Below are 24,705 nucleotides of genomic sequence, written 5' to 3'. Positions count from 1 at the left end.
CGTGACCGGCGGCGGGGCGTCCTGGCGGCTAACGGCGTCCGACGCCCGTGGCCAGTTCGGCGCGGGCCCGCTCCACCAGGCCGTCCGCGCCGCACGAGCGGGCCAGTGCCTCTCCCCGTTCCAGGTCGGGCACGGAGCGGGCGAGCACGCCGTACTCGATGCGGGCGGCGGCGTGCTCGTACTGGCAGGGCGAGGACTCCAGGTAGGTGACCGCCTGGCCGGCGAGACGGATCGCGCGTTGCCCGGTGTCCAGGGCGGCCGCCACCCGCAGCGCCTCTCCTATCGCCGTGTCGGTGCCGAGGCGTTCGGCGCGGCGGCGGACGTCGACGGCGAGCCGGGCCGCTCGGGCGGGGTCCTCCGTGGTGAGGGCGCGGGCCAGGTCGGCGGCGGCGAAGACGTGCACCGGGTTGAGGTGGCCGCGCGCGGCGGCGGCCTTCTCCGCCGCCTCCAGTTCGTTGACGCCCTCCTTGGTACGGCCCACGGCGAGCAGCAGCCGGCCGCGCACGGAGCGCGGGTCGGGCAGCACGACGGTGGACGGGTAGGGCGGTGCGAAGCCGTGCCGTTCGGCCATGGCCCACGCCTCGTCGACGTGGCCGCGGGCGAGGAGCGTGTCGACGAGGTTGCTGGTGGCCGTCCAGTACAACGGCAGTCCGCGGCCGACGCGTTCGGCGAGGCGCAGCGACTCGCGCAGGGAGTTCTCCGCCGCCTCCAGTCTGCCGCGCCTGCGGTGGGCGAGGCCGACGTAGGCGTGGGCCAGGACCAGATGGCCGCCGCCCCAGCCCGCCGTGTCGTACGCCTGGAGGGCCTCGCTGTAGAGGGCCTCGCCGCGGTCGAGGCGGTCGGTGTAGACGTAGGAGCTGGCCAGCATCAGCAGCAGTTCGACGCCCCACTCGTTGTCGGTCCAGCCGAGGCCGGGTGCGAGGCGGCCGTTGACCAGGGCGCGGTCGCAGATCTCGGCGATCTCCTCGGCGTTCTCGCCGCGCATCATGGCGTCGAAGCCGCGCAGTATGAGCAGCGCGCGCTCGGCGTTGTCGCGGCCGGTGCACGTGGCGGCGAGCTCGGCGAGGCGTTCGGAGCGGCCGGGGGTGAGGGACTCGCCGGCGTGCACGCCCTCCCACATGAACTGCACGGCCTGGAGCCGCATCCGGGTCGGTCCCGCGGGCATCCGGGCGGCCTCCGCCTCGACCGTGCGGACGGCCTCCTCCATCTGGTCGTTGTGCAGCAGGGCCTGGGAGAGGCGGATCACGGCGTCCACCCGCCGGTCGCCGTCCAGGCCGGGCATGCCGAGGGCGGTACGCAGATGGCCGATGGTGCGGGCGGGCGCGGTGAGGAAGGTGGCGCTGCCCAGTTCGTGGAGGACGAGCGCGTGCACCTCGGGGCGGGGCGGCTCCTCCAGGGCGCGTTCCAGGCAGCGGCGGGCGGCGTCCGGGGCGCCGACGGCGAGGTGTTCACGGGCGGCCTCACGCAGCTGCCAGACCAGTTCCTCGTCGTCGTCCGGGTGGACCTCGAGGAGGTGGCGGGCGGCCGCGGCGGCGCCGCGCCCGGAGTCGGTGACGATACGGGCCGCGATGCCGTGCATGGCGCGGCGCAGGGCGTCCGGGATGGAGTTGTAGACGGCCGTCGCGATCAGCGGATGCACGAACTCCAGCTCGGCGGGCCCGGCGGACGCCGGGTCGCGTGCCGTCAGGATGCGGGCGCCGCGCAGGCGTTCGGCGCAGCGGGCCGCCTGGTCCGGGCCGAGCGTGGCGAGCTGGGCCACCAGGTCGACGGTGATGCCGTCGCCGAGGATGGCGGCCGCCCAGGCGAACCGGGTGGCGTCTATGCCGAGTTCCTCCAGGCGGGCGACGAGGCCGCCGCCACGGGCGGAGCGGTTCAGCTCGCGCAGTTCGCCGGCGTGGGCCTCGACCGGGTCCAGCTCGGTGTCCTGCACCTTGGCGAGGAGCTCGACGGTCTCGTAGGGGTTGCCTCCGGTGACGGCCCACACCTCGCGGCAGAACGCTGCGTCCGCGTTCTCCCCGAGCGTGGCGCGGGTCAGTCCGGCCGCCGCCTCGGGGGTGAGGGCGCTGAGGTCGGTGACGGGACGTCCGGCCGCCTCGGCGACGGCGTCCAGGTGACGGGCGCTCATCCCGGTGATCTCGCCGGGGCGGCGGGCGACGACGACCAGCACCGACAGGTCGGCGAGGCGTTCGGCGAACACGGCGAGCCAGTACAGGGTCTCCTGGTCGGCCCAGTGGGCGTCGTCGATGAGCAGTACCAGCGGCCAGTCGCGGCGGGCCAGCCGGCGGACGGCGGCGACCAGGCCCTCGCACACGCCCTGCGGGTCGGCCTGCCCGTCGCCCGGGTCGGCTATGCCGAGGGCGGGGCCGGCGATGCCGTACCAGTCGCCCAGGTACTCCCGGGCCTCCTCCGGCAGCATCGACACCAGCGCGGGCTGGAGGAGTTGGCGCACCACGTTGAACGGCACGGTGCGCAGGGTCTCGCCGCCGCGGGCGGACCAGACGGTGCAGCCGCGCTGTTCGGCGATGCGGCGGGTCTCGGCGAGCAGGGCGGTCTTGCCGAGTCCCGCCTCGCCGCGCAGCACCAGCAGGGTGCCGGGCGAGTGGCGGTCGGCGCACAGGACGTCGACGGCCTCCGCGACGGCGGCGAGTTCCTCGTCGCGCTCCCACAGGGCGGCCGAGGGTGCCGCCGGGGGCCGTACCTCCGTCATCCCGCTACCTCCCCGAGTCGCCCGAATGACGTACCGGACCCGAGCGTAGTCCTCCGCCCGGCCGAGCGGAGCCCGGTCGCGTCACGTGTTGCCGTGACGAGTGACACCGGGCGCCGCGAGTCGACGCGGCCCGCCCCTCACCAGGGACCTGTCGGTCAACGCCTGTTCCCTTCCGACCCGTTGACGCGGCACGCGCCGTACCTGTACAGGGCCGCTCTGCCCCGTCCGCGGACTCTCTCATCCGCCTTTCACCGACGCCTCATACGGTGGGGGCATGACGCTGGTGACTCCCCCCGGGTGGTACCCCGATCCCGGACAGAAGCAAGACGGCCCGCCGACGGAGCGGTGGTGGGACGGCACGGCCTGGACGGCGCGGATCCGGAGGACGGCCCCGGCGGCCGCTCCGGCGCGCCCGGAAGGGGACGCCGGCTCGGACGAGGGTGCCGCATCGGGGCGGACGGAAACGGTTTCCGGGCAGCGCCCTGGGGACGACGCCCCTGCGGGGCGGGCTGATGCGGTGGAGGCGGGCGCCGGGCGCGCCGGTGCCGCGGGGCCGGCCGGCGCGGGGCACACCGCCGCGGTGCACGCCCCTGCGGACGACGCCCTCACCGGGCAGACCGACGCGCAGGACACGACCTCGGAGCCGGGAGACACGGCGCAGTCCCTCGCGGGGCGGGACGTCGCGGGCCGGACCGGCACGGAGCAGACCGCCACGGTGCACGAGGGCCCGAGCCCGACCGCCACTGCGACCGAGGGCGTGGCCGACGGCCGGGCGGCCGGCGCGGAAGGGGCCGCCATGGGACAGCCCGTCCCTGGGCAGGCGGGCGCCGGGCACACCGGCGCCGGCCAGGCGGACGCGGGCCCCCACGGCTCGGTGCAGGCGACCGAAGGTGAGGCCGCTGCCAGGCAGCACGAGGGCCCGAGCCCGACCGGCACCGGCACCGGCACCGGCACTGCGACCGAGGGCGAGGCCGACGGCCGGGCGGCCGGCGCGGAAGGGGCCGCCATGGGACAGCCCGTCCCTGGGCAGGCCGGCGCCGGGCACACCGGCGCCGGCCAGGCGGACGCGGGCCCCCACGGCTCGGTGCAGGCGACCGAAGGTGAGGCCGCTGCCAGGCAGGCAGTCGCGGCACCGGCGGCCGAGGGCCCGGTCGGCGCGGAGCGAACCGACGCGGAGCGAGCGGCCGCCGGCCAGACTGCCGCGGGGCCGACGACTGCCGGTCAGGCCGACGCGGCGCGGGCGGCCGGGCAGCAGGCCGATACCGGTGGGGCGGCCGAGGGGCAAGTCGGAGCGGGACCGACGGCCGCGCACCAGGACGCCGGTCGGACAGCCCCGGTGCAGGCGGCCGGTGGCTGGGTCTCCGACGGGCAGGCCGCTCCAGGGGCCGTTCCCGCGTACGGGTCCGGCGTGGGGCAGGGTGGGGGCTGGGGGCCCGTGGAGACCCTGGGTGGGGGGATCCCCGGATACCCCGTCCACCCCGTCGCGCCTCCGTCCCGGCGAGGGCGTCGGCTGCGTATCGGCATAGCCGTCGCCGTGGCCGTCGCCGTGCTGGCGAGTATCGGCGTGGGGGTGTACGCCCTGACCGACGACGGCGGGGGACGGAGTACCGCCACCTCTCAGCAGCCCGGCGGGCGGGACGACGGGCGGGATGCGCCCGAGGAGGGCGGTCCGGACCGCGAGGGCGACGGTGGCGGCGACGAACCCCGCCGTGTCGAGAGCGGCGCCGTGACCGACGCGCTGAGCGGGATCAGTCTGCCCGTGCCCGACGGGTGGTACGGCGAGGAACTGCAGGCCGGCGCCGCGCTCACGTCGAAGACGTCGTACGACTGCCCCGGCGACACCTCGAAGACCTGCGTCAAGGGCGGCGCGTACTCGGCGCCGGCCGTGGTGCTCGGCACGCGCGGTGACACCGCCGAGGAGGTCGCGAAGGCCGACATCGCGGCGAACGCCGAGGAGAGCTACGGCGGCGAGGCGTACGGGCGGATCACCTCGCACGACGTGCTGGCGTCGAAGGCGGTGACCGTGGCCGGGCAGAAGGGGTATCTGGTCCGCTGGAAGGCGGTGACGCAGGAGGGGTCGGACGGCTTCGTGCAGTCCCTCGCGTTCCCGTCCCCCAACCGCCCGGACCAGATCGTGGTCGTCCGCTTCGGCGTGGACACCGACCAGCAGCAGAAGATCCTCGACGAGATCACCGAGGGCATCGAGGTGGCCGAGGGCGGCCGCGGCAACGGGCAGGACGTCTGACGGGCCGCCCGCGTCCCACGTAGTACGGCCGGGTGGGACATCTCTCCGCTCAAGAGGTGTCCCACCCGGCCGGGTGGTGCGCCGCCCCCGTCCCCACGGTGCGGCGCGGTCGGACCTCCGTCCGGTCGTCCCCATGACCGGCGGGGCCCGGGTCTCATTCCAGTCCGAGCGCCGGCAGCACCGCCGCCTCGACGAAGCGGAGCACGTAGTCGGGGTCCGCGTGGCGCCCCTCGAGCACGGGCCTGACCCGCAGCACCCCGAAGATCTGCGCCGGGAGGTACTCCAGCGCCGGGTTGTCCGCGTCGACCTCCCCGCGCTCCACGCCCCGCCGCAGGATCTCGTTCAGCGCGGCGATCTCCGGGTCGATCAGCGCTTCCCGCAGCGCCTGCGCCAGCTCCCGGTCCTGGAGGACCGCGTGCCCGAGCGCCTGGAACAGTGTGGCGTCCTTCGGCGACCACTCCCCCGCGCAGCGCGCGGCCTCCCGCAGGTCCCCGGCGAGGGTGCCGGTGTCGATGAGCGCGAACCGCGCCCGCGCGCTCGACCGGAGGGCGGCGGCGACGAACTGCGGCTTGGTCCGCCACTGCCGGTAGAGCGTGGACTTGCTGCACCGCGTGGTGGCGGCGACGCCCTCCATGGTGACGGCGTCGTACCCGCACGTGCGGATCTGCTCCAGTACGGCGTCGAAGAATTCCCGCTCCCGCTCAGGCGTGATCTTCGAGCGGCGCGAGGCACCGGCCGGTCCCGGTCGGTCCGCGTCCTGCGACGTCATCGGTTCGGCTCCCTCTCCCTCGACGGAGTGTGTCGTACGCAATCGATACCCGAGTGTACCGGTACGCGAACGTATCGGTACACTGCCGTATCGGTACGAGCCCGTATCGGTACGTTCGCGTATCGATCATGGCTCGCGCCGATGAGCTGGACCCGGTCCCCGAGTCAGCAGCTCCGCCCGCATCACGACACGCACCACCGTCAGCGAAGGGACCGGGGGCATGCACGCGCGCGAGGAGTTCGAGGAACCCGAACCCGTACCACCGGGACCCCGCACCCGCGACCGGCCGCCGCTGCTGCGCGAAATGCTGCTGGTGGCGGGCCTGTTCCTCATGTACAAGCTGGGCCGGCAGCTCACGGCCGGCCACACCGCCGAGGCGTACCGCAACGGCCGTGAGGTCTGGGACCTGGAGCGGGCGCTGCGCCTCCCCGGGGAGGGTGCGGTGCAGTCCTCGCTGCTGCACGGCGACACGCTCGTCCAGCTCGCCAACACCTACTACGCGGGCGTCCACTTCCCCGCCACCGCGGCCTTCCTGGTCTGGCTGTACCTGCGCCGCCCCGGCCACTACGTGTGGGCCCGGCGCGCGCTGGCGGCGGTCACCGCGGCCGCGCTGGTGCTGCATCTGACGTACCCGCTGGCCCCGCCCCGGCTGCTCCCGGCGACGGGACTGGTGGACACGGCGCGGCTGTACGGACCGTCGGTCTACGGGCCGCCCGACGCCGACCAGTTGTCGAACCAGTTCGCGGCGATGCCGTCGCTGCACTTCGGCTGGGCGCTGATGGTGGCGATCGGCCTGATCGCCGTGACGCGGACGGCGTGGCGGTGGCTGTGGCTGCTGCATCCGCTGGTGACCCTGCTGGTGATCGTCGGAACGGCGAACCACTTCTGGCTGGACGCGCTCGCGGCGGCGGCCCTGCTCGGTCTCGCGCTCGCGGTGGTACGCCGGCCGCGCCGCGCCCCCGCGTCGACGCCGGTTCCCCGGCCGAGGCACCCAGGGGCACTCGTGGGGGCGGGCCGATGAGCGCCCTGCTGACAGCGGTCCTGCTCTCCCTGGTGTCGGCCGTCGCCTACGCCTTCGCCGCCGTGACGCAGGCGCGGCTGGCCACCCACGACTCCGGCGCCGGGGCGCTGCGACTGCTGGGCAGCGGCGCCTGGTGGGGTGCGGTTTCCCTGAACGCGGCGGCCGCGCTGCTGCACGTGGTGGCCCTGAAGTACGGCCCGCTGACGGTGGTCCAGCCGCTGGGCGCGCTCACCCTGGTCGCCGCGGTGCCGCTGGGGGCGCGGATGGCGGGGCGGCCGGTGAGCGCGGTGGAGTGGCGGGGCACGGCTCTCACCCTGGCCGGTCTGGCGGCGCTCCTCGCGACGGCGTCCGGACCGGCGCCGGACGACGTGCTGAGCGTGCCGGAGGCGCTGGGCCTGGCGGGCGGCACGGCGTCACTCATCGGCCTGCTGTCCTGGCCCGGCAGCCGTCCCGGTCTGCGTCACGCGACGGCGTCGGGCATCGCGTCGGGGGTCGCCTCCGCGCTGACCCAGACGGTGACGGTCGCGGTGACCGACCGCACCGGCCCGCTCCTCGACATGCGCGTGATCGGGGTGGCGCTGCTGGTCGCCGCCTTCTCGGCGGGCGGCCTCCTCCTCGCGCAGACCGCGTACCGGGGTGGCCTCGGGGCTCCCTTGGCGATGGTCACGCTCGCCAATCCGCTGGCGGCGGCGGTGATCGGACTGGGCCTGCTCGGCGAACACCTCCGGGGCGGCGCGCCCGGCATGGTGTTCGGCCTGTTCGGCGCCGGTCTCGCGGCGTGGGGCGTGGTCCTGCTGTCACGGGCCGCCGAGGGGACCTCCGCAGGTCCTGCGGAGGCTCCGGACGAGCCGGGCACGCCCTCGGCAGCGGTACGCGCACCGGTCCCGGCGACCACGGGCACGTCCGGCTTCCCGCGGTGGACGCCGCCGGCGGTCACGGAACCGTACGCGCCGAGCCCGTCGGCAGGGACGGCCCTCGTCCCCCCGGCGCACACCCAGGAGAGCGTCGCGCTCCACTCCGCCCGGAGACCGGGGCGGCGGAGGAGACGGGACCGGTGTCCCGGGCGGAGGGCCGGGGAGCGCCGGGCCGCCTGAACCACGGGCGACCGACGGCCGGGCGGCAGCGGCTTGACGACGGTGTCGCCGTCGGCTGCGCGGGCGGGCGCCGACACGGGCAGCGCGCCGACAGCTCCGGCCGCGGCGAGCAGGGTGAGCAGACGGCGGCATGGTCACGTCCCGCCGACCGGCCCCACGCGCTCAGCATGTGAGACGAAACCTTCTTTCCCTACAGATTTACTAGGAAAAGCTTGACGGTGCTCACGGGGGTGCGCAGCATGAGGGACATGTCCCCTGTGCAGCAGCGACTCGTACGTCGTCGGCATGTCGACTTCGGTCACGTCGTCAGCGCCGCCTGCTGTCGCGCCTGAACGCACGGCCCGCACGCGGGCCGCGCACTCCGGCCCCCTCCCGGCTTCCACGCACCACCGCCCGCGTCCGCCGGGACCCGACACCTTTCCCGAGGGACTGACGCCATGACCACGGCACTGCCGCATCCGACCGCCTCGCTCCGTCCGCTGCCCGACACGCGCCACCTCCACCTGGTGGCCGACGGGGTGCGGCACGACGGCGAGGACCCCGGGTCCCCGCCGCTCGTCGCCTACCTCCTGCTGGTCCCCGAGGGCACCGATCCGCTGGACCTGTTCGTGAAGGACCGGCCGGGGCCCGAATTCCGTCCGGCGGCCGCCGACGCGACCGCGGACGTGACCGCCGGCGTGACCGCGCAGCCCGTGCCGCAGCCGGCGGACGACGCGGTCCGGATCGACACCGCGCGCCGCACCGCCGAGGTCGACGGGCGTGAACTCGACCTGACCTACCTGGAGTTCGAGCTGCTGGCGCACCTCGTGCGGCGGCCGCACCTCGTGCAGTCGCGCGAGACGCTGGTGGCGGCCGTCTGGGGCTACCACCACGTCGGCGACGGCCGCACGGTCGACGTCCACGTCGCACGCCTGCGCCGCAAACTGGGCTCCGCCCACCGCCGCCGCATCGTGACCGTCCGCTCCATCGGCTACAAGTACGTGCCCGACCAGCAGGACACCCCCCACGCCGCGCCCTGCGGCCGATCCTGACTCGCTGCTCGGGCCGCTGCCGGCCGGGCGCGGCATGTCCGTCGCGCGCGTGGCGCCGGCCGCGCCGGCCGCCACGTTCGTCACATCCGTGGCGGGCGCGGGTGCCTTCGCACTGCTGTCCCTGGCGGACACCGGGGACGTGGCGCCCGACTGGTACCCGTGGCCGCCCTGCGGGCTGGGCGGGCTGATCGGCGGGTGTCTCGGCGCGCGGCTCCAGCCCTGTCTGCCCGCGACCGGACTGCGTCTGCTGCTGGGCTCCCTGGCCGCCGCGGCGGTCGCACTCCACGCCGTGCAGGCGCCGGCCTGATCCCTCCCTTGGTTCCGGACCTTCGACGGCGGGTGGAGGGCGGCGCGGGCCGTACGGGATAATGACCGCATGCGGATCTCAGCCAGGGCGGACTACGCGGTGCGCGCCGCGCTGGAACTCGCGGCGTCCGGGGGCGACGGGCCGCTCAAGGCCGAGGCGATCGCCGACGCGCAGGACATCCCGCACAAGTTCCTGGAGAGCATCCTCAACGACATGCGCCGGGGCGGGCTCGTGGTGAGCCAGCGCGGCGGGAACGGCGGGTACCGGCTGGCGAAGCCCGCCGACGCGATCAGCATCGCCGACGTCATCCGCGTCGTGGAGGGTCCGCTGGTCTCGGTGCGCGGCGTGCGCCCGCCCGAGCTGTCCTACTCCGGTCCCGCCGAGTCGCTGCTGCCGCTGTGGATCGCGCTGCGGTCCAACGTGCGTCAGATCCTGGAGGGCGTGTCCCTCGCCGACGTGGCGTCGTCCCGGCTTCCGGCCGGGGTGGCCGCGTTGGCCGACGCCCCGAAGGCCTGGGCGAATCCCTGACCCCAGCCACCGACCAGGCGTTTCTCGCCATGTGAGCGACCGGCGTCCATCATATGAGCAGCCTCTTGGGGTCAGGGCTGCTTTCTGCCACGATCCCTAGCAGCCAGGTAGGAAAACTAGGGATCCACAGGAGGTGGCCATGACCGCGCGTCCGTCCGCCGTCGCCGCACGCCTCCTGCTGACCACGCGCCGCCACATCGACTTCGGCCGCACGTCCAGCGCCATCTGTCGGCAGGTCTGAGGCCCCGCCGGGACCGCACCCGCGGCCGGCGACGCCCCTGAGCCCGCTCGCTCCCCGCGCCGCACCCGCACGCAGCGCCTCGGCCGCCCTCTCGTGGGGCCGACCCGACGGCCGCGCGCCCCTGAGCCACACCCGTACGCCGGTCTCGTCCCCGACCGCGCTTTCCCGAGAGGACACCTCCGTGTCTGCCGCACGCCCGTTCACCGTCCTGCGCACCGTCGCCGCCCTGGCGGCCCTCCCGCTCCTGCTCACCGCCTGCGGCTACGGTTCCGACGCCGAGGACGACCCCACACGGGCGGAGGTCGCGGCGGACGCGAAGAAGCTCTCCGCCTCCGAGGTGAAGATCGGCTACTTCCCCAACCTCACGCACGCCACCGCCCTGATCGGCGTCCAGGAGGGCCTGCTCCAGAAGGAGCTGGGCGGCACCACGATCAAGGCGTCGACGTTCAACGCCGGGCCTTCCGAGATCGAGGCGCTCAACGCCGGGTCCATCGACATCGGCTGGATCGGCCCCTCCCCGTCCGTCAACGGCTACACGAAGTCCGCCGGCAAGAACCTGCGCATCATCAGCGGTTCGGCCTCCGGCGGCGTGAAGCTCGTGGTGAACCCGGCCACGATCAAGACCCTGGACGACCTCAACGGCAAGAAGATCGCCACACCGCAGCTCGGCAACACCCAGGACGTGGCCTTCCTGCACTGGATCGCCGAGCAGGGCTGGAAGGTCGACGCCCAGAGCGGCAAGGGCGACGTGTCCGTGGTGCGCACCGAGAACAAGATCACCCCGGACGCCTACAGGTCCGGCTCGGTCGACGGCGCCTGGGTGCCCGAGCCCACCGCGTCCAAGCTGGTCGCGGACGGCGCGAAGGTGCTGCTCGACGAGTCCGAGATCTGGCCGGACAAGAAGTTCGTGATCACCAACATCATCGTGTCGCAGACGTTCCTCGAGGAGCATCCGGACGTCGTCGAGGCCGTCCTGCGCGGCTCGGTGAAGACCAACGCGTGGATCAACGCCAATCCGGACGAGGCCAAGGCGTCCGCGAACAAGGCGCTGGAGAAGCTGTCCGGCAAGGCCCTGCCGGACGAGGTCCTCGACCCGGCGTGGGAGTCCATCACCTTCCTCGACGACCCGCTGGCCTCCACCCTCGACGCCCAGGCCGCGCACGCGGTGTCCGCCGGCCTGCTGGAGAAGCCCGATCTGAAGGGCATCTACGACCTCGAACCGCTCAACAAGGTCCTCGGGGCCGTGGGCAGGCCGGCGGTCGACGACGCCGGTCTCGGCGTCCGCTGACCATGCCCCGACGAGACCTGAGGAGGTGACGACCATGGCCACCACGATGGCCGGGACGGCCGAGGACACCACGACGGCGGAGTACGCCGCACGGGTCGTGCACGTCTCGAAGTCCTATCCCGCTCCGAGCGCCCCGGGCGGACGTCAGCTCGTGCTGGACGACATCACCCTCGATGTCGCGCCCGGCGAGTTCGTCACCCTCCTGGGCGCCTCGGGGTGCGGCAAGTCGACCCTGCTCAACCTGGTCGCCGGGCTCGACCGGCCGTCCGCCGGCGCCATCGGCACCGACGGCCGGCCCGCCCTGATGTTCCAGGAGCACGCCCTGTTCCCGTGGCTCACCGCGGACAGGAACGTCGAACTCGCCCTGAAGCTGCGCGGCGTGGACAATCCGGAGCGCCGTCAGGAGACGGAGCGGCTGCTGGAGCTGGTGCGGCTGAAGGACGCGCACGGCAAGCGGGTGCACGAACTGTCCGGCGGCATGCGCCAGCGCGTCGCCCTGGCCCGCGCCCTCGCCCAGGACAGCAGGCTGCTGCTGATGGACGAGCCGTTCGCCGCGCTCGACGCCATCACCCGTGACGTGCTGCACGACGAACTGACCCGGATCTGGCGGGAGACGGGCCTGTCGGTGCTGTTCGTGACGCACAACGTGCGCGAGGCGGTACGGCTCGCGCAGCGCGTCGTCCTGCTGTCGTCGCGGCCGGGCCGCATCGCCCGGCAGTGGACGGTGGGCCTGCCGCAGCCGCGCCGCCTGGAGGACTCCACCGTCGCGGAGCTGTCCGCCGAGATCACCGAAGAACTGCGTGGGGAGATCCGCCGTCATGGCCGGCACTGAGAAAGCCGCCGACGTCACGGAGAGGGCCCCCGCGCCCCGGGACCGGGACGACCTCGCCGGTCTGGAAGCGGGCCTCGACGCGCTGGACGCGACGCAGACGGTCCGCACCCCGATCGGCCGGACGCTGCTGCGCAAGGTGCTGCCGCCGGTCACCGCCGTCGCCCTGGTGCTGGTGGTGTGGCAGGTCCTGGTGTGGGCGGAGGTCGCTCCCCCGTACAAGCTCGCCTCCCCGTCCGACGTGTGGGGCGAGGTGCGCGCGGCCTGGCTGCAAGGCACCCTGCTCGACCACATCTGGACGTCCGTCTCGCGCGGTCTGCTCGGTTTCCTGCTGGCGCTCGCCATCGGCACCCCGCTCGGGCTGCTGGTGGCGCGGGTGAGCTTCGTCCGGGCGGCCGTCGGACCGATCCTGTCGGGTCTGCAGTCGCTGCCGTCGGTGGCCTGGGTGCCGCCCGCCGTGATCTGGCTGGGCCTGAACGACTCGATGATGTTCGCGGTGATCCTGCTCGGCGCGGTCCCGTCCATCGCCAACGGCCTGGTGGCGGGCGTCGACCAGATCCCGCCGCTGTTCCTGCGCGCCGGACGCACCCTGGGCGCGACCGGGCTGCGCGGCGCGCGGTACATCGTGATGCCCGCCGCGCTCCCCGGCTACGTGGCAGGTCTCAAGCAGGGCTGGGCGTTCTCCTGGCGCTCGCTGATGGCCGCCGAGATCATCGCCTCCTCGCCCGATCTCGGCGTAGGCCTCGGCCAGTTGCTGGAGAACGGCCGCAACAACAGCAGCATGCCGCAGGTGTTCCTGGCGATTCTGCTGATCCTGTGCGTCGGCATCGCCATCGACCTGCTGCTCTTCAGCCCGCTGGAGCGGCGCGTGCTGCGCGGGCGGGGTCTGCTCGTCAGCCGCTGACCCCGCCCTCGCGGGTGCGGTCCGTCAGGACCTGTACGCGTCGACCTCGCTGAACCGGGCGGCCGACCGGCCGGTGTTGCCGGTGACGCGCAGCCGCAGCCGGTGCAGGCTGCCGTCGACCGGGACGGTCACCGTGTTGCCGGTCGTGCCGGTCGCCGGGTCGAAGCGGTGCTCCCGGGCGACGGCCGGCGTCGTGTGCGCGGAGCCGTCGGTGCTGCCCCGCACGGACAGGGTCCGGGTCCGCGCCTGCCACGCGGCCTGGCGGTGGCGGCTTGCGGGAACAGACGGGGGCGCGGCTCAGGCACGCAGCCAGACCGCGGTGTCGCGGGGCAGCCGCCCGGCGGTGTCGAGCGGGCCGCCGGCGAGCAGCAACGCGGAGTGGGCGGGCAGGTCGACAGGCGTGTCCGAGAGGTTGACCACGCACAGGGCGTCGGCGCGGGCGAAGGCGAGGACGCCGTCCGGTGCGGGCAGCCAGGTCGGCGGGCCGTCGCCGAAGACGGGCCGCAGCCGGACCGCCTCGCGGTAGAGGCGGAGCATGGAGCCGGGGTCCTCGGCCTGCCGGTCGGCCGCGTAGGCGGCCCAGCCGTCGGGCTGCGGCAGCCAGGGCTCGCCGCCGAACCCGGCGTGCGGCTCGCCGGCCGCCCACGGCAGCGGCACCCTGCACCCGTCGCGGCCGGGGTCGGTGCCTCCGGAGCGCGCGTGCATCGGGTCCTCGATGCGATCCAGCGGGATGTCCGCCTCGGGCAGTCCCAGCTCCTCGCCCTGGTAGACGTAGACCACGCCGGGCAGGGCGAGGGAGAGCAGAGCCGCCGCGCGGGCCCGGCGGGTGCCCAGGGCCAGGTCGGTGGGGGTGCCGAAGGCCTTGGTGGCGAAGTCGAAACCGGTGTCGGCGCGGCCGTAGCGGGTGACGGTGCGGGTGACGTCGTGGTTGCACAGCACCCAGGTGGCGGGGGCGCCGACGGGGGCGTGCTCGGCGAGGGTGTCGTCGATGGAGCGGCGCAGCCGGGCGGCGTCCCAGGGGCAGCTCATGAAGGAGAAGTTGAACGCGGTGTGCAGTTCGTCGGGGCGCAGATAGCGGGCGAAGCGTTCGGCGTCGGGGAGCCAGACCTCGCCGACGAAGACGGCCCCGTACTCGTCGGCGACGGCCCGCCAGGCGCGGTAGACGTCGTGCAGTTCGTCGCGGTCGACGTAGGGGTGCGGGTCGCGGCCCTCGGTGACGTCGGGCAGCTCGGGGTGCTTGACCAGCAGGGCCGCGGAGTCGATGCGGACGCCGGCGACACCGCGCTCGAACCAGAAGCGCAGGATGTCCTCGTGCTCCTGGCGTACGGCCGGGTGGGCCCAGTTGAGGTCGGGCTGCTCGGGGGCGAACAGGTGCAGGTACCAGTCTCCGTCGGGCAGCCGGGTCCAGGCGGGCCCGCCGAACTCGGACTGCCAGTCGTTGGGCGGGAGTTCGCCGTGCTCGCCGCGACCGGGGCGGAAGTGGAACAGCTCCCGCTCGGGGCCGCCCGCGAGGGCCGCGCGGAACCAGGGGTGCTGGTCGGAGACGTGGTTGGGCACGATGTCGACGAGGGTGCGGATGCCCAGGTCCCGTGCCTCGGCGATGAGTTTCTCCGCCTCGGCCAGGGTGCCGAAGGCGGGGTCGACGGCGCGGTAGTCGGCGACGTCGTAGCCGCCGTCCTTCATCGGGGACCGGTACCAGGGGTTGAACCACAGCGCGTCGACGCCCAGTTCGGCGAGGTACGGCAGTCGGGCGCGGACGCCGGCCAGGTCCCCGGTGCCGTCGCCGTCGCCGTCGGCGAAGCTGCGGACGTACACCTGGTAGATGACGGCGGAGCGCCACCAGCCGTCATCGGTGGCAGGGGTGGGCTGTCCCACGTGGGTGCCTTTCTCTTCTGTGGACGGGGGTCCGGTGTCAGCCCTTGGTGCTGCCCGCGCTGATCCCGGCGACGATGTGCCGCTGGAAGACGAGGAACAGCGCGACCATGGGGACGCTGGCGATCACCATCGCGGCGATCAGCACGGTGAGCTGGATGTTCTGCGACAGTTGCACGAGGGCCACGCTGATGGGCTGCTTGTCGGTGTCGGAGAACACCATCAGCGGCCAGAGGAAGTCCTGCCAGACGGCGACCAGCGCGAAGATCGACACCACGCCGAGCACCGGGCGGGACATGGGCAGCACGATGGACCACAGGGTGCGCAGCCTTCCCGCGCCGTCGATCTCGGCGGCCTCCAGGACGTCCCTGGGCAGCTGGTCGAAGAACCGCTTGAGCAGGTACAGGTTGAAGGCGTTGGCGACGGCCGGCAGCCAGATGGCGAGCGGGTCGTTGAGCAGTCCGAGGTCCGCGACGGTGAGGTACTTCGGGACGACGAGGGCCTGGGCGGGGACCATCAGCGTGGCGAGGATGCCGCCGAGGATCAGGGCGCCGAAGGCCGGGCGCAGCCTGGACAGGGCGTAGGCGGCGGCCGTGCAGAACACCAGCTGGAAGATCCAGGCGCCGGCCGCCTGCACCACCGTGTTCCACAGGTGCGTGGGCAGCTGCATCAGCTCCCAGGCGTCGGCGTACCCGGCGGTGCTCCAGCTCTCGGGGACGAGGGTGGGCGGGGTGCGGGCCACCTCGTCCGGCGACTTCACTGCGCCCGTGACCATCCAGTACACCGGGAACAGGAACGCCAGCGTGAACAGCCCGACGACGCCGGTGAAGACGGTCCAGTAGGCGGCCCTGCCGCGGGGGCGGGCCAGGACGGCCGGGGAGACGAGGGTGCGGACGCTGCCGCTCATGCGGCCTCCTCTCCGGAGCGGGTGAGGCGGAGGTAGACGGCGGAGAACGCGCCGAGCAGGGCGAGCAGCATGACGCTGAGCGCGCAGGCGCCGCCGAAGTCGTTGTAGAGGAACGCGTACTTGTAGATGAGGTAGAGGACAGTGACGGTGGCGTTCTCCGGACCCCCGCCGGTGATCACGAAGGGTTCGGTGAACACCTGCATGGTGGCGATGATCTGCAGCAGCATCAGCATGAGGATCACGAACCGGGTCTGCGGGACAGTGACGTGCCGGACGCGCTGGAGCAGGTTGGCGCCGTCGAGTTCGGCGGCCTCGTACAGCTCTCCGGGGATGGACTGGAGCGCGGCGAGGTAGATGAGCACGGTGCCGCCCATGGTGGCCCAGGTGGCGACGATCACCAGGGACACCAGGGCCGTGTCGGCGCCGTTGGACCAGTTCGAGGTCGGCAGGTGGAGGAGGCGCAGCGCCTCGTTGGCGAGGCCGGCGCCCGGGTCGTAGAACCACTTCCACAGCAGGGCGCTCACCACGGGCGGGATCATCACCGGCAGGTAGACGACGACCCGGAAGAACGCCTTGGCGTGACGGAGTTCGTTGAGGACGAGGGCCAGCACAAAGGGGATCGCGAAGCCGATCAGCAGGGCGAGCAGGGTGAAGGTGAGCGTGTTGCGCCAGGCGGCGGCGAACTCGGGGTCCTGCCAGACGCGGGTGAAGTTGGCGGTGCCGACCCATTCGGGGTCCGAGCCGGGTGTGTACTTCTGGAAGGCGATCACGACGGCGCGGACCGCGGGGTACCAGGAGAACAGGGCGAAGCAGATCAGCCCGCCGAGGAGGAAGCCGTACGCCCGCAGGTGGTCGGTGAGGCGGCGCCGCCTCCGGTCCCCCGCCGGGGACGGCGCCTTCACCGGACGGACCCGCAGGGCGGGCGGCCGTTCGACCGTCTTCGTCACCGTCAGCTCCGGGAGAGGATGCCGTCGATCTTGCCGGAGGCGTCCTTCAGCAGCTGGTCGACGTCCGCGTCCTCCTTGGTGAGGACGGCGGAGACGACGCCGTCGAGGACGGAGTAGAGCTGCTGGGCGTGCGGCGGCTCGATCTTCATCTCGAGCTTCTGGTTGCCGTCGAGGAAGGCCTGGTAGTTCTCCACCGGGACGTTGGCGTTGGCCTTCTTGACCTGCTGGTCCCTGGCGTCGGCGGCGCCGGTGAAGAGGCGGGGCTCGGGCAGGCCGACGGGGGCGTCCTGCTTCTTGGCGCGGGCGTAGTCGCCGAGGAAGCCGTCGCCGGGGGTGAGGAACATGTGGTCGAGCCACTTGAGGCCGGCGCGGATCTGCTCGGGGGTGGCCTTCTTGCTGAACATGTAGCCGTCGCCGCCGACGAGGGTGGCCTTGCCGCCGGGCATGGGGGCGATGGCGATGTCCTTGTACTCGGCGCCCTTCTCCTTGACGAGGATCGGGATGTTGTCGGGGGCGGCGAGGTACATGCCGAGCTTGCCGGAGCCCATCATCTGCTGGGCGTCGTTGATGACGAGCAGCTGCTTGCTGCCCATGGACTCGTCCTTCCACCGCATGTCGTGGAGGGTCCGCAGCACGGCGCGGCCCTCGGGGGTGTCGACGGTGGCCTTCTTGCCGTCGGCGCTCACCACGTCGCCGCCCCGGGAGTACAGTTCGGCGGTGAAGTGCCAGCCGCCCTGGTTCTGGGCGCTGTAGTCGGCGTATCCGACGACGCCGTCGCCGAGCGCGGCGATCCTCTTGGCGGCGGTACGGACCTCGTCCCAGGTGGCGGGCGGGGCGTCGGGGTCGAGGCCGGCCTTCTCGAACAGTTCCCGGTTGTAGATCAGGCCCATGGAGTAGCCGGTGCGGGGGATACCGTAGATCTTGCCGTCGACGGTGTAGATGTCGCGGAGCTGCCGCTGGACGGTGTCGTAGCTCTTGAGCTCCTCGACGTACGGGGTGAGGTCGGCGGCCTGGCCGATGTCGACGACGTGCCGGGCGTCGGTGAAGTACGTGTAGAACACGTCCTCCATCTGGCCGCCGGCGAGCTTGGCGTCGAACGTCTTGGGGTCCTGGCAGGGGAACGCGTCGTGCGGGACGACGTCGATGTCCGGGTTCTTCTTCTCGAAGGCGGCGGTCTCCTCCTCGAAGAACTGGCGGTCGACCTTGGCGCTCTTGGGCGGCATGCAGTTGACGGTGATGCGTGTCTTGCCGTCGGCGGCGTCGTCGCCGTCCGAGCCGCAGGCCGTCAGCGCGAGGGCGCCGACGCCGAGCGCGAGGAGGGTACGGCGGATCCCGGTGCTTCTCATCGGTGGACCCCTTACGGGACGGGAGCGAGTGAACCCCTCCGAACAGGAGCGGTGAGGCGGGGCACACTCAAGCACCGACGACATCGGTCCGCAAGATGTCGCGCAGACTTTGAAAATATCCGACAGTTGACGGAAGGTCAGTCGCGTGGTGCCTGCCCCGTCGAGCCGCGCACCACCAACTCCGGTTCGAACAGGAGCTCTTCGGGGGCCACCGTGCTGCCGCTGATCTGCGCGTTGAGCAGTTCCACCACCGCCTTGCCCATGGCCTCGATGGGTTGGCGCACGGTGGTGAGCGGGGGTTCGGTGCAGTTCATCAGCGCGGAGTCGTCGTAGCCGACGACGGAGACCTGGCCGGGGACGTCGAGCCCTTTGCGCCGGGCGGCGCGTACGACGCCGAGGGCGAGGGGGTCGCTGGCGCAGATGAAGCCGGTGACGCCCCGCTCGATGAGCCGGGTGGCCGCGGCGTGGCCGCCCTCGATGGAGAACATGGCGCGGGCGACGTGCTCGTCGGGCACCTCGCCGGCCACCGCCCGCGCGGCCGCCAGCTTGCGCGCCGACGGTACGTGGTCGCCGGGGCCGAGCACCAGGCCGATGCGTTCGTGCCCGAGGGAGGACAGATGGCGCCAGGCCTGCTCGACGGCCACGGCGTCGTCGCACGACACGGCCGGGAAACCGAGGTGCTCGATGGCCGCGTTGACGAGGACGACGGGGATGTTGCGCTCGGCGAGCTGCCGGTAGTGGTCGTGCGGGGCGTCGGCCTGGGCGTACAGGCCGCCGGCGAACACCACGCCGGACACCTGCTGGTGCAGCAGCAGGGTGACGTAGTCCGCCTCGGAGACCCCGCCGCGGGTCTGGGTGCACAGCACGGGGGTGAGCCCGAGCTGGGCCAGCGCGCCGCCGATGACCTCGGCGAACGCGGGGAAGATCGGGTTCTGCAGCTCGGGCAGGACCAGACCGACCAGCCGGGCGCGCTCGCCGCGCAGCTGGGTGGGCCGCTCGTAGCCGAGCACGTCGAGGGCGGAGAGGACCGCCTGCCGGGTCGCCTCGGAGACTCCCGGCTTGCCGTTGAGCACCCGGCTGACCGTGGCCTCGCTGACTCCGACCTTCTTCGCCACCACAGCAAGTCGTCGCGTCATGGCCGCAAGCCTAGCGCAATATACGCAAGCTGCTTGCATAATCGCGCAAAACAGCTGGTCAGGGCGCTGCCCACAGCCCTCTTACATGTCCGAGGTGACGGGTCATCACCACGCGTACGGCCTCGGTGTCGCGGGCGAGCAGCGCGTCGAGGAGTTCAAGGTGTTCCTCCGCCGACGCCCGCAGCCGCCCTTGCTCCGCCAGCGCCGTCAGTCCGTACAGCCGGGAGCGGCGGCGCAGGTCCCGGACCACCTCGACGAGATGGGCGTTCCCGGCGAGCGCGAGCAGGGCGAGATGGAAGCGCCGGTCGGCGTCGATGTACGCGATGAGGTCCCCGGCCGCCGCGGCGGCGACGATCTCCTCGGCGACCGGGCGGAGTGCGGCGAGCGCGGCCGGGTCGGCCGTGGCGGCCAGCGCCGCCGTGGTCGGAATCTCGATCAGGGCGCGCACGTGCGTGTATTCGTCGAGCTGCCGCTCGGAGACGGCGGTGACCCGGTACCCCTTGTTGGGGACGGCGTCGACCAGCCCTTCCTTGGCGAGGTCGAGCAGCGCCTCGCGCACGGGCGTGGCGGAGACGCCGAAGCGGGCCGCGAGCCCCGGCGCCGAGTACACCTCGCCGGGCCGCAGTTCACCGGCGATCAGCGCGGCCCGCAGGGCGTCCGCGACCCGCTCCCGGTAGCTGGGGCCGCGTCCGCCGAGGGCGGGCAGTGCGGGGCCGCCGGCGCTCACAGGACGAACCCCGCGGGGAACGGGTCGCTCGGGTCCAGAAGGTACTGGGCGGTGCCCGTGATCCAGGCGCGTCCGGTGAAGCTGGGCAGCACGGCGGGGCGCCCGGCCACCTCGGTGGTGCCGAGCAGCCTGCCCGTGAACCGGGTGCCGATGAAGGACTCGTTGACGAACTCGGTGTGCAGGGGGAGTTCACCGCGGGCGTGCAGCTGGGCCATGCGGGCGCTGGTGCCGGTGCCGCACGGGGAGCGGTCGAACCAGCCGGGGTGGATCACCATCGCGTGCCGCGAGTGCCGGGCCGTGGAGCCGGGCGCGGTGAGCTGCACGTGATGACAGCCGTGGATGGACGGGTCCTCGGGATGCACGGGCTCCCCCTCGGCGTTGATCGCCTCCATCAGGGACAGCCCGGCCGCGAGGACGTCGTCCTTGCGGGAGCGGTCGAAGGGCAGTCCGAACTGCTCCAGCGGCAGCACGGCGTAGAAGTTCCCGCCGTACGCCAGGTCGTACGTGACCGTGCGGCCGTCGGGCAGGGTCGCCTCGCGGTCCAGGGCGACGGCGAAGGACGGCACGTTGCGCAGGGTCACGGCGGTGGCGGAGCCGTCCGCGACCTCCACCTCGGCGACGACGAGCCCGGCGGGGGTGTCCAGGCGGACGGTGGTGACCGGCTCGACGACCTCGACCATGCCCGTCTCCACCAGCACGGTGGCCACGCCGATGGTGCCGTGCCCGCACATCGGGAGGTAGCCGGACACCTCGATGTAGACGACGCCCCAGTCGCAGTCGGGGCGGGTCGGCGGCTGGAGGATCGCGCCGCTCATCGCCGCGTGCCCGCGCGGCTCGTTCATCAGCAACTGCTTGACGTGGTCCCGGTGCTCACGGAACCACAGGCGTCGTTCGTTCATCGTGGCACCCGGGATGACGCCGACACCGCCGGTGATCACACGGGTGGGCATGCCCTCGGTGTGCGAGTCGACGGCGTGCAGGACGAGTGAGCTGCGCATCTCCCGGCCTCCTCTACGCCAGTCCGGCCGCGACGGCCTTCTCGGTGGCGGCGCGCACGGCCGCCTCCTGCTCCGGGGCCAGCGGGACGCGCGGCGGACGGCAGGGCCCGCCGTGGCGTCCGAGGAGGTCCATGGACAGCTTGATCGCCTGTACGAACTCCACGCGCGAGTCCCAGCGGAGCAGGGGGTGCAGCTGCCGGTACAGCGGCAGCGCGGTGGCGAGGTCCCCGCCGGTCGCGGCGCGGTACAGCTCCACGCAGGAGCGGGGCAGGGCGTTGGGGTATCCGGCGACCCAGCCCTTCGCCCCGGCGACGGCGAGCTCCAGCAGTACGTCGTCGGCGCCGGCCAGCAGATCGAGTTCGGGCGCGAGTTCGGCGAGCCGGTAGGCGCGGCGCACGTCCCCCGAGAACTCCTTGACGGCCCGGATGCACCCCTCGCCGTACAGCCGGGCGAGCAGCTCCGGCACCAGGTCGACCTTGGTGTCGACCGGGTTGTTGTACGCGACGACGGGCAGCCCGGTACGGGCGACCTCGGCGTAGTGGGCGAGGACGGACCGCTCGTCGGCGCGGTAGGCGTTGGGCGGCAGCAGCATCACCGCCCGGCAACCGGCCCCGGCGGCCTGCTCGGCCCAGCGGCGCGCCTCGGCGGACCCGTAGGCGGCGACCCCGGGCATCACCCGTTCCCCGCCGACGGCGGCGACGGCCGTCTCCACGACCCGGGCACGCTCCTCGGGGGTGAGCACCTGGTACTCCCCCAGCGACCCGTTCGGCACGACCCCGTCACACCCGTTCGCCACGAGCCACGAACAGTGCTCGGCGTACCGGTCGAGGTCGACGGTCAGATCGTCGCGCAGGGGCAGCGCGGTGGCGACGAGGACACCCCGCCAGGGGCGGTGATCGGTCATGGGGATCCTTCCTCGGGGCGCGGGTGGTCGTCGTGCGGGGTGGTCCGGTCGTGCTGTGCCGCCAGGACGCCCAGGGGGACCGGGCGGGCGAAGGGGCGGCGGGCCGGTGCGGGCGGGCAGCCGGTGACGGCTGCCACCCCCGGTGCGCACACGCGGCCCTGGCACCAGCCCATCCCCGCGCGGGTGAGCAGCTTGACCGTGCGGGTGTCACCGGCGCCGAGGGTGAGGGCCTCGCGGACGGCGCCCGCGGTGACCTCCTCGCAGCGGCAGATCACCGTGTCGTCCGGGACGTCCTCGCCCCAGTGGGCGGGCGGGCTGTGCAGGGCGTGCAGGGCCGCCGCGGCCGTACGCCCCCGGGCGCGGGCCCGGGCGGCCGGCGCCCAGGTGTCCGCGTCGGGTGCCGTGCCGCGCAGCCGGGCCGCGATCGAGCGTCCCGCGATGTGCCCCTCGGCCAGTGCGAGGGCCGCCCCGCCGACGCCCGTGGCCTCGCCGGCCGCCCACACCCCGGGTACGTCGGTGCGCTGTTCGGCGTCGACGGCGACGGCGTGGCCGTCGAGCCGGCAGCCGAGGGTCTCCGCGAGGTCGGTGTGCGGCAGCATCCCGTGTCCCACCGCGAGGGCGTCGCACGGCAGCAGCCGCTCGGTGCCGGGCCGGACGCGGCCCCGCCCGTCGAGGGCGGCGACGGTGACGCCGGTCAGCCGTTCCTCCCCGTGGGCGCGGACCACGGTGTGCCGGGTCAGCACGGGCACCCGGTGACGCAGCAGGCGCGCCGCGTACCCGGCCGCCTCGGGCAGCTTGCCGGCCAGGGCGCGGGCGTGGCGCGGCAGGCGTGCGGGGTCGGTGGACTCGACGAGCGCGGCGACACGGACGCCCGCCGCAGCGAGTCCGGTGGCCACGGGCAGCAGCAGCGGGCCGGTCCCGGCGACCACGACCGCGTGCCCCGGGGTGACGAGGCCGCCCTTGAGCATGGCCTGCGCGCCGCCCGCCGTGACGACCCCCGGCAGGGTCCAGCCGGGGAACGGCAGGACCGTCTCGTACCCGCCGGTGGCCAGCAGCACGGCGTCGGCGCGCAGTTCGACGGACGCCCGCTGCTCCGGCCCGAGCAGAGCGTGCACCGTCAGCCGGCCGGACTCCCGCTCCACGCACCAGACATGATGCTCCGGCCGTACGTCGACGGTGCTCGCGGCGAGGGCGTCCCGCAGCCGCGTCCAGGTGCGCCGCGCGTTCCGGGGGACGGCGCCTTCCGCGCCGAGACCGGGCGCGGGCTGACGGAAGTACTGTCCGCCGGGCCCCGGCGCCGCGTCGGCCAGGGCGACCCGGATACCGCGCCGCGCCGCCGCGAGGGCCGCGGCGATCCCCGCCGGGCCCGCGCCGATCACCGCTAGGTCAGTCCTCATGCCCGGTGCCCTCCTGGGTGCGGATGACGTCCCCCGGACGCGCCGGGACCAGGCAGGCCCGCTGGTTGGGGCGGCCGTTGACGGTGACGAGGCAGTCGAAGCAGACGCCGATGCCGCAGAACACCCCGCGAGGGCGTCCGCCGTCGCGAGTGGTGCGCCAGGAGGTGACGCCGGCCGCCCACAGCACCGCGGCGACCGTCCGGCCGGGCAGCGCCTCGACCGGCCGCCCGTCGAAGGTCACCTCGAACGCGCGCCCCGGGCCGCCGTCTTCGGGAGTTCTCACCGCGGGGCCTCCTTCGTCGGGCGGGGGAAGCGGTCGGGCCGGAAGGGCGCGAGGGCAGGCTCGGGCGTCTCGCCGGTGAGCGCCCGCGCGATCAGCAGCCCCGTGCCCGGCGCCAGTCCGATGCCCGCGCCCTCGTGCCCGCAGGCGTGGAACAGTCCCGGCGCCCGCGGGTCGGGGCCGATCGCCGGAAGATGGTCGGGCAGGTACGGCCGGAACCCGGCGTACGTGCGCAGGACGCGCGCCTCGGACAGGAACGGGAACAGCCGGGCCGCCCCCGCCGCCAGCGCCCGTACGGCCCGCAGCGACAGGGAGCGGTCGAAACCGACGCGTTCGCGGCCGGCGCCGATGAGGACCGGCCCGGCGGCCGTCCCCTCCACCACCGGGGAGGTCAGCAGGTCCGCCGTGTCGCCCGCGACGTCGGCGACGTAGTCGGCGGCGTACACCTTGTGCCGGATGCGGGGCGGGAGCGGCTCGGTGACGAGGACGAAGCCGCGCCGCGGCATGACCGGCAGGAACACGTCGGCGCGGGCGGCAAGTTCGCCGCCCCAGGTACCGGCCGCGTTGACGACCGCGGGGGCGTGGACGTCGCCGCGCGGGGTGCGGACGCCGCGCACGGTGCCGTCGCGGGCGCGCAGGACACGGGTCACCTCGCGGCCGGTGAGCAGGCGGGCTCCGGAGGCCCTCAGCAGGTGCGCCGCCGCGAGGGCGGGCATCACCTGGGCGTCCTGCGGGTAGCGCACCCCGCCCGGGAGGCCGGGTGCGAGGCGCGGTTCGACGTCGCGGAGGCGGTCGGCGGGCACGGGTTCGACGGTCACCCCGGCGGCGCGCTGGGCGTCGGCGAACGCCCGCAGCCCGTCGTACGCCTCCGGGGTCTCCGCCACGACCAGGCCGCCCTTGGCGTCGTACTCGACCTCCGGGCCGTGGAGCGCGGCGAGTTCCGCCCACAGCCGGAGGGACAGCAGGGCCAGGTCGAGCTCGGGTCCGGGCGCCTTGTCGGAGACGAGGAGGTTCCCCTCCCCCGCGCCGGTCGTCCCGCCGGCCACGGGGCCGCGGTCCACGACGGTGACGTCGAGTCCGGCGCGAGCCGCGTACAGGGCGCAGGCGGCGCCCGTCATCCCGGCGCCCACCACCACGACATCGCAGGTCAGCGACTCGCTCACGCCTGTACTATGTCACACATCACAGGGGTGGGGAACAGGGCGGAAACGGACGATTCCGAGGATG

Annotated in this window: 22 protein-coding genes and 2 pseudogenes; 10 read left to right on the top strand and 14 right to left on the bottom strand. The window is 73.8% G+C overall.

All coding sequences use genetic code 11. The features are described from left to right. Positions 1-28: 28 nt before the first annotated feature. A complete protein-coding gene (locus tag MTR79_RS12440) occupies positions 29-2,707 on the bottom strand; it encodes an AAA family ATPase (RefSeq protein ID WP_244790177.1) in 2,679 nt (892 codons plus the stop codon). Between the two features lie 274 nt (positions 2,708-2,981). On the opposite strand from MTR79_RS12440, the pseudogene MTR79_RS12435 reads away from it, so the two are divergent. Both MTR79_RS12435 and MTR79_RS12430 read left to right on the top strand, forming a co-directional pair. Then, positions 2,982-3,098, top strand: a pseudogene (locus MTR79_RS12435) (DUF2510 domain-containing protein); the annotation flags it as partial. A gap of 945 nt (positions 3,099-4,043) precedes the next feature. Continuing rightward, positions 4,044-4,952, top strand: coding sequence for a hypothetical protein (locus MTR79_RS12430; protein ID WP_244793136.1), 909 nt, complete (start codon positions 4,044-4,046; stop codon positions 4,950-4,952). A 154-nt stretch (positions 4,953-5,106) separates the two neighbouring features. On the opposite strand, the gene MTR79_RS12425 is transcribed toward MTR79_RS12430, so the two are convergent. After that, positions 5,107-5,721, bottom strand: a complete 615-nt coding sequence (locus tag MTR79_RS12425) for a TetR/AcrR family transcriptional regulator (protein ID WP_048460161.1) — start codon at positions 5,719-5,721, stop codon at positions 5,107-5,109. 220 nt (positions 5,722-5,941) lie between these two features. Here MTR79_RS12425 and MTR79_RS12420 point away from each other — a divergent pair, with 220 nt between their 5' ends. The 8 genes and pseudogenes from MTR79_RS12420 to MTR79_RS12385 all read left to right on the top strand — a co-directional run bounded on the left by MTR79_RS12420 (position 5,942) and on the right by MTR79_RS12385 (position 12,964). After that, complete coding sequence (locus MTR79_RS12420; RefSeq protein ID WP_244790175.1) at positions 5,942-6,742, top strand: phosphatase PAP2 family protein; 801 nt, start codon at positions 5,942-5,944, stop codon at positions 6,740-6,742. After that, positions 6,739-7,836 carry a hypothetical protein gene (locus tag MTR79_RS12415; protein WP_244790173.1) on the top strand — a complete coding sequence of 366 codons (1,098 nt, stop codon included), beginning with the start codon at positions 6,739-6,741 and terminating at the stop codon, positions 7,834-7,836. Before MTR79_RS12420 ends, MTR79_RS12415 begins: the two co-directional genes overlap by 4 nt. A gap of 437 nt (positions 7,837-8,273) precedes the next feature. Continuing rightward, positions 8,274-8,867: a winged helix-turn-helix domain-containing protein gene (locus MTR79_RS12410; RefSeq protein WP_244790171.1), complete on the top strand. Its 594-nt coding sequence runs from the start codon at positions 8,274-8,276 to the stop codon at positions 8,865-8,867. 1 nt (position 8,868) lies between these two features. Then, positions 8,869-9,174 (top strand): annotated as a pseudogene (locus MTR79_RS12405) (sulfite exporter TauE/SafE family protein); the annotation flags it as partial. 69 nt (positions 9,175-9,243) lie between these two features. Then, a complete protein-coding gene (locus MTR79_RS12400; RefSeq protein WP_244790169.1) occupies positions 9,244-9,702 on the top strand; it encodes an Rrf2 family transcriptional regulator in 459 nt (152 codons plus the stop codon). Positions 9,703-10,124: 422 nt separating this feature from the next. Further along, positions 10,125-11,231: an aliphatic sulfonate ABC transporter substrate-binding protein gene (locus MTR79_RS12395; RefSeq protein WP_244790167.1), complete on the top strand. Its 1,107-nt coding sequence runs from the start codon at positions 10,125-10,127 to the stop codon at positions 11,229-11,231. A 34-nt stretch (positions 11,232-11,265) separates the two neighbouring features. Continuing rightward, positions 11,266-12,063 carry an ABC transporter ATP-binding protein gene (locus tag MTR79_RS12390; RefSeq protein ID WP_244790165.1) on the top strand — a complete coding sequence of 266 codons (798 nt, stop codon included), beginning with the start codon at positions 11,266-11,268 and terminating at the stop codon, positions 12,061-12,063. Beyond that, positions 12,050-12,964, top strand: coding sequence for an ABC transporter permease (locus MTR79_RS12385; RefSeq protein ID WP_189366425.1), 915 nt, complete (start codon positions 12,050-12,052; stop codon positions 12,962-12,964). The genes MTR79_RS12390 and MTR79_RS12385 overlap by 14 nt, the downstream gene beginning before the upstream one ends. A gap of 24 nt (positions 12,965-12,988) precedes the next feature. On the opposite strand, the gene MTR79_RS12380 is transcribed toward MTR79_RS12385, so the two are convergent. From MTR79_RS12380 to MTR79_RS12325, 12 genes are all read right to left on the bottom strand, one after another. After that, positions 12,989-13,189, bottom strand: a complete 201-nt coding sequence (locus tag MTR79_RS12380; RefSeq protein ID WP_244790163.1) for a hypothetical protein — start codon at positions 13,187-13,189, stop codon at positions 12,989-12,991. A gap of 72 nt (positions 13,190-13,261) precedes the next feature. Continuing rightward, positions 13,262-14,839 carry an alpha-amylase family glycosyl hydrolase gene (locus tag MTR79_RS12375; RefSeq protein ID WP_244790161.1) on the bottom strand — a complete coding sequence of 526 codons (1,578 nt, stop codon included), beginning with the start codon at positions 14,837-14,839 and terminating at the stop codon, positions 13,262-13,264. A gap of 37 nt (positions 14,840-14,876) precedes the next feature. Further along, positions 14,877-15,743, bottom strand: coding sequence for a carbohydrate ABC transporter permease (locus tag MTR79_RS12370; RefSeq protein ID WP_189366423.1), 867 nt, complete (start codon positions 15,741-15,743; stop codon positions 14,877-14,879). Further along, positions 15,740-16,690 carry a sugar ABC transporter permease gene (locus tag MTR79_RS12365; RefSeq protein WP_244790159.1) on the bottom strand — a complete coding sequence of 317 codons (951 nt, stop codon included), beginning with the start codon at positions 16,688-16,690 and terminating at the stop codon, positions 15,740-15,742. The genes MTR79_RS12370 and MTR79_RS12365 overlap by 4 nt, the downstream gene beginning before the upstream one ends. Positions 16,691-16,692: 2 nt before the next feature. Next, positions 16,693-18,036: a sugar ABC transporter substrate-binding protein gene (locus MTR79_RS12360; protein ID WP_189366421.1), complete on the bottom strand. Its 1,344-nt coding sequence runs from the start codon at positions 18,034-18,036 to the stop codon at positions 16,693-16,695. A 137-nt stretch (positions 18,037-18,173) separates the two neighbouring features. Further along, on the bottom strand, positions 18,174-19,172 hold the full coding sequence (locus MTR79_RS12355; RefSeq protein WP_244790156.1) for a LacI family DNA-binding transcriptional regulator: 999 nt from the start codon (positions 19,170-19,172) through the stop codon (positions 18,174-18,176). 58 nt (positions 19,173-19,230) lie between these two features. After that, complete coding sequence (locus tag MTR79_RS12350) at positions 19,231-19,899, bottom strand: GntR family transcriptional regulator (protein ID WP_244790154.1); 669 nt, start codon at positions 19,897-19,899, stop codon at positions 19,231-19,233. Next, positions 19,896-20,897 carry a proline racemase family protein gene (locus MTR79_RS12345; RefSeq protein WP_189366418.1) on the bottom strand — a complete coding sequence of 334 codons (1,002 nt, stop codon included), beginning with the start codon at positions 20,895-20,897 and terminating at the stop codon, positions 19,896-19,898. Before MTR79_RS12345 ends, MTR79_RS12350 begins: the two co-directional genes overlap by 4 nt. A 13-nt stretch (positions 20,898-20,910) precedes the next feature. After that, entirely contained in the window at positions 20,911-21,801 is an 891-nt protein-coding gene (locus MTR79_RS12340; protein ID WP_244790152.1) for a dihydrodipicolinate synthase family protein, read from the bottom strand. Continuing rightward, positions 21,798-23,198, bottom strand: coding sequence for an NAD(P)/FAD-dependent oxidoreductase (locus tag MTR79_RS12335; protein ID WP_244790150.1), 1,401 nt, complete (start codon positions 23,196-23,198; stop codon positions 21,798-21,800). Before MTR79_RS12335 ends, MTR79_RS12340 begins: the two co-directional genes overlap by 4 nt. Further along, positions 23,188-23,481, bottom strand: coding sequence for a (2Fe-2S)-binding protein (locus MTR79_RS12330; protein WP_244790148.1), 294 nt, complete (start codon positions 23,479-23,481; stop codon positions 23,188-23,190). The genes MTR79_RS12335 and MTR79_RS12330 overlap by 11 nt, the downstream gene beginning before the upstream one ends. Then, positions 23,478-24,641 (bottom strand): FAD-binding oxidoreductase, encoded by a 1,164-nt coding sequence (locus MTR79_RS12325; RefSeq protein ID WP_189366414.1) that lies wholly within the window; start codon positions 24,639-24,641, stop codon positions 23,478-23,480. Before MTR79_RS12325 ends, MTR79_RS12330 begins: the two co-directional genes overlap by 4 nt. Positions 24,642-24,705 lie beyond the last annotated feature (64 nt).

The sequence above is a fragment of the Streptomyces sp. BJ20 genome, assembly GCF_022869105.1.
In the GTDB taxonomy this organism is placed as follows: Bacteria; Actinomycetota; Actinomycetes; order Streptomycetales; family Streptomycetaceae; genus Streptomyces; species Streptomyces griseoincarnatus.
This window is presented reverse-complemented; position numbering and strand designations above follow the sequence as displayed.

Excerpts from the sequence above, each read along its gene's own strand:
- MTR79_RS12440 (WP_244790177.1), bottom strand. The coding sequence starts at position 2,707 with ATGACGGAGGTACGGCCCCCGGCGGCACCCTCGGCCGCCCTGTGGGAG.
- MTR79_RS12425 (WP_048460161.1), bottom strand. The coding sequence starts at position 5,721 with ATGACGTCGCAGGACGCGGACCGACCGGGACCGGCCGGTGCCTCGCGC.
- MTR79_RS12420 (WP_244790175.1), top strand. The coding sequence starts at position 5,942 with ATGCACGCGCGCGAGGAGTTCGAGGAACCCGAACCCGTACCACCGGGA.
- MTR79_RS12415 (WP_244790173.1), top strand. The coding sequence starts at position 6,739 with ATGAGCGCCCTGCTGACAGCGGTCCTGCTCTCCCTGGTGTCGGCCGTC.
- MTR79_RS12410 (WP_244790171.1), top strand. The coding sequence starts at position 8,274 with ATGACCACGGCACTGCCGCATCCGACCGCCTCGCTCCGTCCGCTGCCC.
- MTR79_RS12400 (WP_244790169.1), top strand. The coding sequence starts at position 9,244 with ATGCGGATCTCAGCCAGGGCGGACTACGCGGTGCGCGCCGCGCTGGAA.
- MTR79_RS12390 (WP_244790165.1), top strand. The coding sequence starts at position 11,266 with ATGGCCACCACGATGGCCGGGACGGCCGAGGACACCACGACGGCGGAG.
- MTR79_RS12385 (WP_189366425.1), top strand. The coding sequence starts at position 12,050 with ATGGCCGGCACTGAGAAAGCCGCCGACGTCACGGAGAGGGCCCCCGCG.
- MTR79_RS12370 (WP_189366423.1), bottom strand. The coding sequence starts at position 15,743 with ATGAGCGGCAGCGTCCGCACCCTCGTCTCCCCGGCCGTCCTGGCCCGC.
- MTR79_RS12360 (WP_189366421.1), bottom strand. The coding sequence starts at position 18,036 with ATGAGAAGCACCGGGATCCGCCGTACCCTCCTCGCGCTCGGCGTCGGC.
- MTR79_RS12355 (WP_244790156.1), bottom strand. The coding sequence starts at position 19,172 with ATGACGCGACGACTTGCTGTGGTGGCGAAGAAGGTCGGAGTCAGCGAG.
- MTR79_RS12345 (WP_189366418.1), bottom strand. The coding sequence starts at position 20,897 with ATGCGCAGCTCACTCGTCCTGCACGCCGTCGACTCGCACACCGAGGGC.
- MTR79_RS12340 (WP_244790152.1), bottom strand. The coding sequence starts at position 21,801 with ATGACCGATCACCGCCCCTGGCGGGGTGTCCTCGTCGCCACCGCGCTG.
- MTR79_RS12335 (WP_244790150.1), bottom strand. The coding sequence starts at position 23,198 with ATGAGGACTGACCTAGCGGTGATCGGCGCGGGCCCGGCGGGGATCGCC.